Origin of the sequence: Chryseobacterium sp. NFX27, assembly GCF_049887855.1 — a bacterium.
GTDB lineage: Bacteria > Bacteroidota > Bacteroidia > Flavobacteriales > Weeksellaceae > Chryseobacterium.
On record NZ_JAGEKK010000008.1, the window covers coordinates 197,698 to 211,091 of the forward strand.

Sequence of the window (13,394 nt, forward strand, 5' to 3'; positions counted from 1 at the left end):
GATCACAAGCTGTACACGTTTAAAATTTCGAAGCGCTTCTAATTTTTTGGGAAGTGAACCTTCAAAAACGGAGGAGAAACATCTGCTTCCCAACCCGGAGTTTTCCTCCGTTTTATCTGGTGAATTTTGAAATCAGTTTTTTTGAGTTTGTTTTTTACTGTTTATTTCTTGCTGATCTCTGAGGACAAAGTAAAGACAGAAACGGGTGTCATTCCTAGACAGCGGAAAGACATCTGAAAGGGTGTAAATGTTTGATTTTTATGGGAATCCGTAATGTAATTGTCTCAGTTTTGTCTAATTTAGACAGCACTAATCCATTTAAACTAATTCCATGTTTGATAAGAAGAAATTGTTGCTAAAAAAAGCATACGAAAAAGCAAAAAAAGAGCTCAACAGGGTTAACTCTAGTAATGATTCTGTTTTAAATTACTTAGTCTTAGAACTTGAAGAAAAGTTTGATTCGGTTAAAGATGTAAGAACGTTTGTGAGGTATCATAAAAGACTTATAAAAGAAAATAAGGATTATGAAATAGATGAAATTACACTAGATCAGCTAAGCTGGTATGTGGGATATGATAATTTTTGGGAGTTTTGTGAGAATGCAGTGATTGAGAAAGATAAAGGGGAAACGAAGATAGAACTTAAAATAGACCAGGATGAAGATTCCCTTTCTGAAAGGCTATCCAAGATCATTATAAACATTACCAATCAGCCTATTTTTAACGTGCCTCAATTGGCAAAAAATGGGATGGGAATCGGAGCTGTGATATTGACTTTAGCTTTTGGGTTGGCTTATAATAGAGGTGAATTGGGTGAAGATAAATATATGTATTGGAACGGTGAAGAATACATAGGTACCAGCGATGCAAATGCTAACCCGAACTTCGAAATAGTGGCAATGGATAAAAATATACTTGACCACTTTAAGAAAATTACAAGACCGGATACTTTAACTGCAGAAAACGCTGTAGGTAAGGCCTGGTATTCAAAATATAATAATAAGGTGGAGTTCTTTACAATGGATGGAAAAAATCCAGAAAACGGGAAAGAGCTCAAAAAAGTTAGCGAACATATGGTGAACTTTTATGCTGGAATAAAGTAAAATATATTCCGCTTCAATTACTTTAATAAAAAAGCGAACATCAAATAGATATTCGCTTTATATTTTTAAGCTTCATTCAGCATTCCCAGCTCTCCGAAATGTTTTTTAAACTTCTGGATCTTCGGACCAACTACGGCGCTGCAGTATGGCTGTGTGGGGTTTTCATTATAATAACCCTGGTGATACTGTTCTGCGGGCCAGAACTTCTTAAACTGCGTTACTTCGGTTACATATTTTCCGGGCCATTTTCCCGATTCTTCAGATTTTTTAAGAGCTTCTTCTGCTTTAGCTTTTTCTGCTTCATCTTTATAATAAATAACGGAACGGTATTGTGTTCCGATATCATTGCCCTGTCTGTTCAGTTGGGTAGGATCATGAAGGAAGAAGAATACATCCATCAGTTGTGCATAGGAAATGATCTTAGGGTCAAAAGTGATCTGAACGACTTCAGCGTGTCCCGTTTCTCCAGTACACACTTCTTCATAGGTTGGATTGTCCTTGTTACCTCCCGAATAGCCTGAGACCGCAGACTGTACTCCTTTAAGCATATTGAAACAGCTTTCCACGCACCAGAAGCATCCGCCGCCGAAAGTGATCTGTTCTAAATTATTATTATCCATTATCTGTTGATTATTTTATTTATGGTTTTTCTGTTTCGCGATGGTAGAAATCAGTAAAAAGCCAATCAAAAGTAAGAAAAACTTTTTCATTTTGGATGAGAAATCCGATGATTTAAAACAGAATTGTTAAGCTGTTTTTTTAATTATTGGGTAGATATTAAATCTTATAAGTTGATACGCACAAAGGCGCAGGGCTAATATTCAACGTTCGTTTTTAAAGCGTGAGAAAATCAAAGTTTTTCAGCAAGAATGAATGTATAAATGTTCAGCAGGATTCAATTTTATCTTAGATAATTCTTACGCCTTAAAACCTTCGAATTAGAAGAAACTTGCGCCTCCGCGATAACCAACAATATATTTAGGATTTCCGTAACAACGAAAATCTGTGTTATTTAGGCAATATGCAGAAAATCAATTCAGAATCTGTGTTTTGAAACAAAAAAAGCATCCCAAAAGGATGCTCCCATTATTTTTTTAATGTTGTTTTTGAGTTATTTTTCCCATACTAAAGCGCTCGCACCAAGAATGGCAGCATCTGCTTCATCAAGTTCACTGAAAACCAGTTTCACCTTATTTCTAAAAATAGGAAGAAGATTTCTTTCCATATGAAGTTTTGCAGGCTTCAAAATAAAATCACCGGCCTTGATCACGCCGCCGAATAAAAGTATGGCTTCCGGTGAAGAAAACATAACGAAATTAGCCAAAGCTTCGCCCAGCTTCTGCCCCGTATATCTGAAAACCTCAATAGAAATAGGGTCGCCTTTCAGTGCACATTCATGTACGGTTTTTGAATTAATAGACTCTTCAGGATATTGGCTTAGCATAGATTCAGGAAATTCAGCCCTCATTTTTTTTGCGGTGATCGCAATTCCTGTGGCTGAGGCATAAGCCTCCAGACTTCCTTCAGATCCAGTGCTCCAGTGCTTTCTTCCGCCGGGTTTTACGATAGTATGGCCAAGCTCTCCTGCAAAACCGTCATGTCCGTAAATCAGGCTTCCGTTGGAAATAATTCCGCTGCCTACCCCTGTTCCCAGCGTAATCATAATGAAATCCTTCATACCCCGTGCTGCTCCGAAAAGCATTTCTCCAAGGGCTGCAGCGTTGGCGTCATTAGTAATGGTACACGGCAGACTGAATTTGGCTTTCATCAGCTCACTGAAAGGGATCATTCCCTTCCAGGGTAAGTTAGGAGCCTGTTCGATGGTTCCTTTATAATAGTTGGCGTTAGGAGCGCCTACCCCAATTCCGTCAAAGTTTTTTTCTGTACCGTATTTTTCGATCAGGGGCTGAACCTGTTCATACAAAGCATCGATAAAATCTTCCACTTTTTCATACTCATCAGTTCTCAGACTTCCTTTTTCCAGAACTTCACCGCGATGGTTTACTACTCCGAACTTTGTATTGGTTCCGCCGATATCAATTCCTAGAGCAACTTGTTTTGATAAATCTATTAATGACATTTCCTGTTTATAAATTCTAAAGGGTTAAAATTATAAAAAAGATTGTATTAATGAATTATTAACAAACTTTTATTTGAAAAACTTTTACGCAGCTTTTGCCGGTTTCTTTTTTCTTCTTCCCCACCAGATCATAAATCCGGTGACAGGCAGCGAGGCGCACAGAAGGCTGACAATAAATGCAATGATCTTTGTGGGAAGTCCTAGAATAGCCCCCACATGAATATCATAGTTGGCTGCTACTGCTTTTTCCCCGAAGTTTTTGTCCTTAGGATCATGGGTGTGGAGCAGTTCACCGGAGTTTTCATCAAAGATCAGGCTGCTGTTTTTGTGATAAGAATAAGAAAGGTGCTTTATAAACACTTCAAAATTAGGATGCTCATGGTCATCCATATGCTCATGGCCGAGGTCAATAGCAAAGCCGAAGGCATCAGGATATTTCTGCTGTACAGTATTAATAACTTTATCCAGTGTTCCTTCAGTTCGTAGTTCTATAGGAGCTTTGGTTTTGATATGAGAGAAATCCGGATATTTTGTTTCCCCGCCGGAGAATATCACGTAGATCATGGCCTGTACAACAAAAAAGGCATAAAAAAGCCCTGTAATGGCGAAGATCAAAGCGAAGATGGAAGAATAAAAACCAAGCACATTATGAAGGTCATAATTTTTTCTTTTCCAGCTTTTTATGTTCTTCCACTTAAAAGAAAAGCGCTGCTTTCTGGCTGCTTTATTTTTAGGCCACCAGAGAACAATTCCGGTAATAAGCATGATAATAAAGATAATAACAGGGATTCCCACGACATAGGTTCCCCAGTCCTGCTTCAGTAAAAAGCTCCAGTGGATCATTTTTACAATATTGAAGAATCCGTTCTTTTCATCATATGTTCTGAGAACTTTTCCCGTATAGGGATTTACATAAGCTGCTTTATAAATAGGAAACTCATCAAAATAATTCCAGGTATCCGTATTATGTTCATACCAATAAAATATGTACGACATTTTTTTGTCGATCGGGACGTTTACCCAATGGATGGGATACTTTTCTTTTACCTGTTCGGCAACAGATTTTTCCATTACTCTTATTGGGAGAACCTGCTTTTGTGCTATATTCTGCTCGTTGTGGTAGATTACATCCTTTCTGGTGATGTTTTCTATTTCATCTTTGAAAACATAAAGTGCTCCTGTAATGGATATAATAAAAATAAGAAAGCCAATTCCCAGACCCAGCCACAGGTGCAGCTTGGCTGACCATTTCTTGAAAAAGCCCGGTTTTTTCTTATGATGATGTTTTCTCTTCATATCGCAGTTCAAAGTATCAAAGATAAGTTTATCTTTTTATTTAGTTTAATTAAAATTTATATTCGAGCATCAGGGTGCCTCTTCTTCCCAGTGAATTCACGAATTCGCTGTCACGTGCAGACCACCATGCAATGGCTGGCTGATACATTTTGTTGAACAGATTTTCAATACCCAAAGAAACTCTCCAGTTTTTATTGATTTCGTAGCTCGATTTAAAGTTAAAAACGGTGTATTCGGGAACATAGCCTTCTCCATACACAAACAATCCGGTTTTTGCATTGGTCTGGAATCTGTCCTGCTCAAAGGCATGCAGCATATCAAAACCAATGGATAGAGTCTGTAAAGGTCTTGCCTGAATGTAAGCAAGTACCTTAGGTGCAGAAATACGGCTGTTGTTAATTTTTGCTGAATAATCTCCGTCGTCTTTAATAGAAGTAATTCCTTCCATCCAACTGTAGCTTCCACCGAAATTGATCCATTTTGCAGGGGTAAAATGCAGGAATCCTTCCACTCCGTAAACAATTTCCGGCGACCTCTGTATGGTTAATGCCCGGTCCGCGCTCTGTACAAATGAAGCCCCCAGTTTTGAAGTACTTACATAAGAGGTGATTTCGTAGTTGACCCATTTGGAGATTTGTCCTGTGGCACCCAGCTCATAATTGTTAACGATGATCGGTTTGGTTTCGAGATTTTGAATAGTTCCCTGGGTAGATGTTCTCAGAATTCTTCCCAGCTCGTTGATAGAGTAGGACTGTGAAAAGCTTCCGAACAGATTAATGAAAGGTTCAATATTATAGCGTACTCCTAAATTGGCCACTAATGCATTATATTTTAATTTTCCGCCGGTAACAAAAATACTTGTTGTGAAAGTACCGTCACTTTTTACCGAAGAAAGGGTATTGAAATCTCCCACTTTAACAGTCATGTTTTCGTAGCGGAGGCCTCCTTTAATGGTTAATTTTTTCAGTAAATCGATTTTAACCAAGACAAAAGGAGCCAGGTTGGTCATATTCATATCCGGTGTCCAGTAACGTCCGTCCTCAAGCTTCTGAACGGTCTGGTCATTAAGAATGTCCATTCCGTACATCACTTCAGCCTGCGAATTTTGAGCGCTCCAAAGCTTTGTGTCAAAGTTGAATCTGGCGCCATACTTTTTGGAAATCACATTGGACTGTCCTCCTCCGAAGAAGGTATCACTGTATCCGTATACCGTCTTGAAATCCTGCATATATGCATTGAAATTCAGTGAAGTGGTTCCTCCAAAAAGATTCTGGTTATCATAATTGATCCTGAAATTGTGGTTTTTGGGTGTTCCCTGAGGTGTTGTTTCAAGATTTTTTCCTACGCCTTCTCCAATGGTTGGTTTTAAGCTGTATTTTCCGGTTACAAGCCCTAAATTAAGATCTGATCTGGAGGAATATCCGATATAAGAAGCTTCAATTCTCTGGTTATTATTGATGTTGTACCCTACTTTAAGCATCCCGTTATAGTTATCCATCTTTGCGGGACTGTAGGTTGGAGTAAGGTTTACTCCGTCGGCATCTTTCATATAGCCGGTTCTTTCATAAGCAAGAGAGAAAACATAATCAAATTTATTTACTTTTCCGGATAACAGCTGGCTGGCCCTTACACCTAAAGTTCCACCATACGTCTGGCCGGTAAAACCAACCTGAGTAAGTCCGGAAATATTTTTATCAGATTTGCTTCTTCTGGTGATATAGTTGATGATTCCTCCATCTGCTCCGTTTCCGTAGATAGAAGAGGCTCCTTTGATTACTTCAATTCTTTCAATAACAGAAGGATCAATACTTCTGATGTCTCTTGCTCCATTTCTAAGCGGTGTAGATTGTGGAATCCCATCGATAAGGACAAGAACCTGACGGCCTCTTAAAGTCTGACCTGTATTGGAGGTCTGGCCGGAGTTGGTTCCTAAGCTGGGAACCGTATACTGAAGAATACTGGTGATATCTGAATTGACGGTAAGCTGAGACTGGATCTGCTTTTCTGCAACAATCGTTACTGAGCTAGGTATTTCTTTAATATTTTCTTTTTTTCTGGAAGCAGTCATCACAACTTCATCCACATTGTTGGTCTGCAGGCTGTCTTTAACCTGTGCAAAAACTGTTGCCGACCCTAAGCATGCGGCTGATAAAAGCGCTTTTTTCATTATATTTTCTTTCCTTGTTTCTTTTGTTTTCCCCACCATACTAAAAAGCCGGTAACGGGGAGTGATGTACAGATGAGGCCCGTAATGAACCATAGAATTTTCCCGAACAGCCCAAAATAAGATCCTGTGTGGATATCATAGTTGGCATTGGCGTATTTTTCTGCATTGCTCAGTTTCTGATGAGGTTTATCTGCCAGTATTTTCCCGGAATATTTGTCAAAAACGAGCGTATTTCTTTCACTGTACCGTCCTTCTTGTCCATATATGGTAACCGGAATGTTCTTTAATTCTTTTCCTTTCTTGTTTTTCCCGTTTAAAGGAATTCTGAAACTGGAAGATGTGGGATAAAGTTTTCTGGTTTCCTGAGCGGTAAGATCAAAAACGGATGTATTTTTTATGATCAGGGAATCCGGAGATTTGATCTCCTTTTCTTTTGGCAGCTCTAAGGAGCCGGAAAGAGCAAGATTAAAGGTGTTTTTTACATATGGATAGGCAAAGTAAATTCCTGTAATGCTCATCAGCAGTGCCAGAAATGAAGCATAAAACCCTAATACATTATGAAGATCATAATTTTTACGTTTCCAGGTCTTCACGTTTTCCCAGCTGAACCAGAAGCGTCCCTTTCTTGCTTTCTTGTTCTTTGGCCACCATAAAACAATTCCTGTAACCAGCATGAAGATAAAGAGCACGGTAGGAATTCCTACCACATATTTTCCCCAATCTGATTTTAATAATAAACTCCAGTGAATGGCTTTTAAAATTGGAAAAAGGTCATATTTTTCATTGTAAACGGCTAAAATTTTTCCGCTGTACTGATCTACATAGACCAGTTTATTGATCTTTACCTCGTCAAAATAATTCCAGCCTTTTTTGTTCTTTTCGTAATAGGAGAAACGGTAGGATTTATTTTTATCCAAAGGAATTTCCACAGCATTTACGGGATACTTTTCATTAAGCTCCAGGCTGACCTTTTCTTTCAGAATATTTATAGAAAGTGGAGTTTCCGCAGCTTTCTGTACATATATGGCTTCTTTCCGGAGACTGTTCTGGATTTCATCTTTAAAAACGTATAAAGTCCCGGTAAGTGAAACAATGAAAACAATGATGCCAACGGACAAACCAAACCACAAATGCAGTTTGGCAGACCATATCTTTGTTAAAGAAGGTTTCTTTTTATGATGATGCTTCCTTTTCATTAAAATAAACTATTCCTGAGTTTCAGGAATAGTGAGTATGTGGTGATTAAAATTTATATCCGATAGATAATCTCCAGTTACGCGGAGCATTATAGATCCATGCATAAGAACCGTCATCTGATCTGTAACCGCTGTAAAGCTTTCTGTTCAAAACGTTATTCAGCAATAGATTGACATCGAATTTTCTGGCCACATAAGAAATACCGAAGTTGGTGTCAAAATAATCTTCCAGGCTTTGATCATACTTTGCCGTTGTTCCAAACCAGGACTGTCTTCCTCCCTGGTACTGGTAACCTGCTGAGATCCCAAATCCTTTTAATTGGCCATGTTCAAATCTGTAGCTTAGCCAGGTATTCTGTACGTTTTTAGCATTTCCGGGAGATTGCACACCTATTCTGCTGGCATCGGTGTCTTTAATTGTTTTGGCATCCGTATAGGCATAATTTACCACAATGTTTAATCCTTTTATGATTTCTCCTTTAATGTCAGCTTCAAAACCACGTGATCTTTGTTCTCCTGTTGGAATCATAAAAGCATTTCCATTATTATCATTTGAATTTCCGGCAACCAAAATATTTTTTCTTCGGATTTCATAGACTGCAAAAGTAGAGTTCCATTTTCCTCCAAACCAGTCCTTTTTTACTCCAAGCTCAATATTCTGTCCTCTGAACGGATCTGTAATTGAAGTTCCGCCAATCCCTGTTGCAGATTGAGGTACAAACGTTTTGTCATATACTCCATAAGCTGAGAAATCTTTCATGATGGAATAGCTTACTGCTACCCTGGGTGTAAATTCTCCGGCTTTATCTTTAGGAACTATATTTCCTTCCGAGTAGTAAGGATATCCTGCGAAAGTAGTTCCGCTTGTGTATCTTCCTGCTAATGTAAGGCGTAGCTTATTATTGAACATTTCTATTTGATCCTGTGCGTAATATGAAGTGTATTTTACACCTTGATCATTATAAAAAGGAGCTGCAGAGTTTAAAGTGTAAAAACTGTCCGGCGGCAATGTAGAAGGATCTACACCATATTGAGGATTTTGAATATTGACAGGGTAAACTCCAGGTCCATATCCGGAAAAATCAGCGTTGTATTTTCTGTCTCCGTAGTCAAATCCTGCAATAATTTTGTGAACGATATTTCCTGTATTCAGTGTTCCTCTTAAATAAGTCTGGAATATATGGTTTTTTCCGGTGGCCTGCCAGTTGCTTAAAGTCCTGTTAAAAATGTTTTTATCAGCCGGATCAAAAGTTCCCCACCATGAGCCTCCGTCATAATTCATATCCATATAGGCATACTGTGTACTCCAAACCCAGTCTTTGAATAATTTCTGATCTAAGGTTAAAAATAAACTCTGATCTTTTACTTCAGTTTTTTTGAAGTTCGGATCATTAAAATTGGTATGAACATCTAAGGAAGCATAACCGTCTTTAGACATTAAATAAGCTCCCGGCTGGTTGAATTTCAAATACTGATAATTATACTGTGCCGTGAAAGTCGTTGTTTTTGTAGGTCTGAATGTAATAGACGGAGCAATAATTATTTTGCTTGTTTTATCATTTTCTGACCATGATTTGTTGGAGCTTCCCATTAAGTTTAAACGGTAGTCCAAAACGCCGTCCTTAACGATAACACCGTCAAGATCTGCCTCTCCTCTGAAAAGGTTGTAGCTTCCCGTTGTGAATCTTACGCTGTTGGCAAATTTTCCCGTAGGTTTTTTTGTGACTACATTGTAAAATCCGGCGGGGTCACCCATAGACCCCATGAAGCCCGCAGGTCCTTTTACAAATTCTATTCTGTCGATAATAGATGCGTCCGGATTAATTGGTCCCCATGTTGAAGAAACATTCATTCCGTTCATATAAGTTGCGATACTTGCCCCTCTCATGAAAACGTTTGAGTAAACATTGTCCCAGTGCTCTACTTTTCTGGCACCACTCACGTTACGGACAATTCCTTCGGACATATTTAAAGTGATCTGGTCGGATAAGACCTGTCCGCTTATAGACTGTACATTCTGTGGCAGTTCTATGATAGGAGTCTGCAGTCTTAATGATCCTGAAACTTCATTGAGTTTATATTTTTGATAATATCTTCCACTAACAACAACCTCCTCAATATCATTAGATTTAATTGTATCCTTTTCTTGGGAAAAAGCCAGTATAGAACCCAGCAACGAGGCACAAATCAGTACATTTTTCATGAATAAGTCAAATTTTCTGCAAATATATTGTTTTTAATTGTTCTAAATAAATAATCGAATTGATATTTATCATAAAATTATTAGGTCTTGAATAACAAAACCCCGCTTCAGCATTGCTGAAGCGGGGTTTTTATAATATTTTATTATTGAATTCTTAAGCCGGGATTTCTCCTTTGTATAAGAACGAAATAATTTCTTTGTTCATTTTGTCTACCATTTCACTGAATAAGTGGAAAGATTCCTGTTTGTAGATTACCAGTGGATCTTTCTGCTCGTAAACAGCTCCCTGTGAAGATCTTCTCAGGTCATCCATTTCACGAAGGTGAAGTTTCCAGTTTTCATCAATGATTGATAAAGTGATATTCTTTTCAAAATCATTGATAAGGCTTTCACACTGAGTTTCGTAAGCTTCTTTAAGGTCAGCCACAATAGTCATTGTTTTATGGCCATCCGTGAAAGGAACCTGGATCATTTTGAACATGGAACCCTGGTTTTGATATACATTCTCAATGATAGGGAATGATTTCTCTTTCAGTAAGTTCAGCTTCATTTTGTAATCTTCCTGAGCTGCTTTGAAAACAAGATCTGTTAATTCTGCAACCTGCTTGCTCTTGAAATCATTTTCAGAAACAGGAGATTCCATAGTGAAGAACTTAATGATATCAAATTCGAAATCTTTATAGTTTCCTGTAGCTTTTCCTTTGGCAACAATTGAATTGGAAACATCGAAGATCATGTTGGTAATATCATATTTCAGGTGATCCCCGAACAGAGCATTCTTTCTTCTCTTATAGATCACATCACGCTGCTTGTTCATTACGTCATCATATTCAAGAAGTCTTTTTCTGATCCCAAAGTTGTTTTCTTCCACCTTCTTCTGTGCTCTTTCGATAGATTTGCTGATCATAGAGTGCTGAATAACTTCACCTTCTTTATGACCCATTCTGTCCATCATTTTCGCAATTCTTTCAGAACCGAATAAACGCATCAGGTTATCTTCAAGAGACACATAGAACTGAGAGCTACCAGGATCTCCCTGACGTCCCGCTCTACCTCTAAGCTGTCTGTCCACACGTCTTGAATCGTGTCTTTCTGTACCGATAATGGCTAAACCACCGGCTTCTTTTACTTCTTTGGTAAGCTTGATATCCGTACCACGACCGGCCATGTTTGTTGCAATCGTTACAACTCCCGGCTGTCCGGCTCCGGCAACAATTTCTGCTTCTTTTTTGTGAAGCTTCGCGTTCAGTACCTGGTGTGGGATTTTTCTTAACTGAAGTGCTTTAGAAAGCAATTGAGAAATTTCAACAGAAGTAGTCCCTACAAGTACAGGTCTTTTTGCTGCGGTTAATTTTTCAATTTCCTCGATTACGGCGTTATATTTTTCACGGTTAGTTTTGAAAACTAAATCCTGTCTGTCATGTCTTAAGATAGGGCGGTTCGTAGGAATCACCACAACATCTAATTTGTAGATTTCCCAAAGTTCTCCAGCCTCTGTTTCAGCAGTACCTGTCATCCCCGCAAGCTTATTGTACATACGGAAATAGTTCTGAAGCGTTACTGTTGCAAAGGTCTGCGTAGCGGCTTCAATCTTTACATTTTCTTTAGCTTCGATTGCCTGGTGAAGACCGTCTGAATAACGTCTTCCTTCCATGATACGTCCCGTTTGCTCATCAACGATTTTTACTTCACCATCAATTACCACATATTCATCATCTTTTTCAAATAATGTATATGCTTTTAACAGCTGGCTCATCGTGTGTACACGCTCAGATTTTTCAGCGAATTCAGAGAAAAGTTTTTCTTTAGCCTCAAATTCCTCTTCTTTAGATAAATTTTTAGCCTCAACTTCCGCGATTTCTGTCCCGATATCCGGAAGAACGAAGAAATTATTATCTTCATTTCCCTGAGACATATATTCTACTCCTTTATCTGTAAGATCAACCTGATTGTTTTTCTCTTCAATAACGAAGTAAAGATCTTTATCTACAATCGGCATATCACGGTTGTTGTCCTGCATGTACTGCGCTTCAGTTTTTTGAAGCAATGCCCTGTTTCCGCTTTCCGATAAAAATTTGATTAACTGTCTGTTTTTAGGAAGGCCTCTGTATGCCTGAAGCAATTTGAATCCTCCTTCTTTTGTGTTTCCTGCAGCGATTAATTTTTTCGCCTCATTAAAGATGGCAGAAACCGTTTTTTTCTGAACTTCAACAATTCTGTCGATAGAAGGCTTAAGAACATCGAACTCCTGTCTGTCCCCCTGAGGAACCGGACCTGAAATGATCAATGGTGTTCTGGCATCATCCACCAATACGGAGTCAACCTCATCCACAATAGCAAAGTTGAGTTCTCTCTGTACAAGTTCTGTAGGTGAAGTTACCATGTTATCTCTCAGATAATCGAATCCGAATTCATTATTCGTTCCGTAGGTAATATCAGAATTGTATGCTTTTCTTCTTCCGTCTGAGTTCGGCTGGTGATTATCGATACAGTCGATAGACATTCCATGGAACTGATAAAGAGGGCCCATCCATGCGGAGTCTCTTTTCGCAAGATAGTCGTTTACAGTTACTACGTGAACGCCTCTTTCAGGAAGTGCATTTAAGTAAATAGGCAATGTTCCTACCAAAGTTTTACCTTCACCGGTTGCCATTTCGGCAATTTTACCACTGTGAAGAATAACCCCTCCGATAAACTGAACATCATAATGGACCATATCCCAAACTACAGGAGTTCCGGCTGCATCCCATGAGCTTTTCCAGATTGCAGTATCTCCCTGGATCTCTACGAAATCTTTACCAGCAGCAGCCAGTTGTCTGTCCCAATCAGTTGCTTTAACACGGATTCCTCCGTTCTGGGCCCATCTTCTTGCTGTTTCTTTTACCAGGGCAAAAGCTTCAGGAAGGATCTGAGCAAGAACTTTTTCTTCAATGTCGTATGATTCTTTCTTCAGAGATTCAATCTTTGAGAAAAGAGCTTCTTTTTCATCTACGTTAGCTGAATTTTTTACCTGCTCTTTTATTTGTTCTATCTGCGCTGTTATTTTGCTGGTTGAAGATTTTATGTTCTCTTTAAATTCAGCAGTTTTTTCTCTCAGCCCATCATCAGTTAACTGCTGAATGGCTGGTTCTACAGCTTTGATTTTTGTTACAACTTTTTTTACTTCTTTTAGGTCCTGCGCTTTTTTGTCTCCCAAAAACCCTTTAAGAACTTTGTTTAAAAAACTCATAAATTTTTTGCTTTATGCTTAAAGCAATATGCTTTAAGCGTTTTACTGACACGCTTATCGTGTGAATGTTATATATAAAAAAGGGCAAAAAAGCTCTAAGCATGACGCTCAAAGCTTATTG

At 38.5% G+C, this 13,394-nt stretch carries 8 protein-coding genes; 1 reads left to right on the forward strand and 7 read right to left on the reverse strand.

The genetic code is table 11. The annotated features are described in order from the left end of the window. The first annotated feature begins 331 nt into the window (after positions 1–331). Positions 332–1,102, forward strand: a complete 771-nt coding sequence (locus J4Q03_RS11465) for a hypothetical protein (RefSeq protein WP_426048307.1) — start codon at positions 332–334, stop codon at positions 1,100–1,102. Positions 1,103–1,167: 65 nt separating this feature from the next. On the opposite strand, the gene msrA is transcribed toward J4Q03_RS11465, so the two are convergent. The 7 genes from msrA to secA form a co-directional block, all read right to left on the reverse strand. After that, a complete protein-coding gene (gene msrA, locus J4Q03_RS11470) occupies positions 1,168–1,722 on the reverse strand; it encodes a peptide-methionine (S)-S-oxide reductase MsrA (protein ID WP_426048308.1) in 555 nt (184 codons plus the stop codon). A 491-nt stretch (positions 1,723–2,213) separates the two neighbouring features. Then, entirely contained in the window at positions 2,214–3,182 is a 969-nt protein-coding gene (locus J4Q03_RS11475) for an ROK family protein (RefSeq protein ID WP_426048309.1), read from the reverse strand. A gap of 84 nt (positions 3,183–3,266) precedes the next feature. Continuing rightward, on the reverse strand, positions 3,267–4,478 hold the full coding sequence (locus J4Q03_RS11480; RefSeq protein ID WP_426048310.1) for a PepSY-associated TM helix domain-containing protein: 1,212 nt from the start codon (positions 4,476–4,478) through the stop codon (positions 3,267–3,269). Positions 4,479–4,527: 49 nt separating this feature from the next. Continuing rightward, a complete protein-coding gene (locus J4Q03_RS11485; protein WP_426048311.1) occupies positions 4,528–6,645 on the reverse strand; it encodes a TonB-dependent receptor in 2,118 nt (705 codons plus the stop codon). Continuing rightward, positions 6,645–7,841 (reverse strand): PepSY-associated TM helix domain-containing protein, encoded by a 1,197-nt coding sequence (locus tag J4Q03_RS11490; RefSeq protein WP_426048312.1) that lies wholly within the window; start codon positions 7,839–7,841, stop codon positions 6,645–6,647. Before J4Q03_RS11490 ends, J4Q03_RS11485 begins: the two co-directional genes overlap by 1 nt. A gap of 46 nt (positions 7,842–7,887) precedes the next feature. Beyond that, on the reverse strand, positions 7,888–10,044 hold the full coding sequence (locus J4Q03_RS11495) for a TonB-dependent siderophore receptor (RefSeq protein WP_426048313.1): 2,157 nt from the start codon (positions 10,042–10,044) through the stop codon (positions 7,888–7,890). Between the two features lie 154 nt (positions 10,045–10,198). Beyond that, the gene (gene secA, locus J4Q03_RS11500; protein WP_426048314.1) at positions 10,199–13,273 is read right to left on the reverse strand and encodes a preprotein translocase subunit SecA; all 3,075 of its coding nucleotides are present in this window, start codon (positions 13,271–13,273) and stop codon (positions 10,199–10,201) included. Between the last annotated feature and the right edge of the window lie 121 nt (positions 13,274–13,394).

Coding starts and splice junctions, on each gene's coding strand:
- J4Q03_RS11480 (WP_426048310.1), bottom strand. CDS start 4,478: ATGAAGAGAAAACATCATCATAAGAAAAAACCGGGCTTTTTCAAGAAA.
- J4Q03_RS11475 (WP_426048309.1), bottom strand. CDS start 3,182: ATGTCATTAATAGATTTATCAAAACAAGTTGCTCTAGGAATTGATATC.
- secA (WP_426048314.1), bottom strand. CDS start 13,273: ATGAGTTTTTTAAACAAAGTTCTTAAAGGGTTTTTGGGAGACAAAAAA.
- J4Q03_RS11495 (WP_426048313.1), bottom strand. CDS start 10,044: ATGAAAAATGTACTGATTTGTGCCTCGTTGCTGGGTTCTATACTGGCT.
- J4Q03_RS11465 (WP_426048307.1), top strand. CDS start 332: ATGTTTGATAAGAAGAAATTGTTGCTAAAAAAAGCATACGAAAAAGCA.
- J4Q03_RS11485 (WP_426048311.1), bottom strand. CDS start 6,645: ATGAAAAAAGCGCTTTTATCAGCCGCATGCTTAGGGTCGGCAACAGTT.
- msrA (WP_426048308.1), bottom strand. CDS start 1,722: ATGGATAATAATAATTTAGAACAGATCACTTTCGGCGGCGGATGCTTC.
- J4Q03_RS11490 (WP_426048312.1), bottom strand. CDS start 7,841: ATGAAAAGGAAGCATCATCATAAAAAGAAACCTTCTTTAACAAAGATA.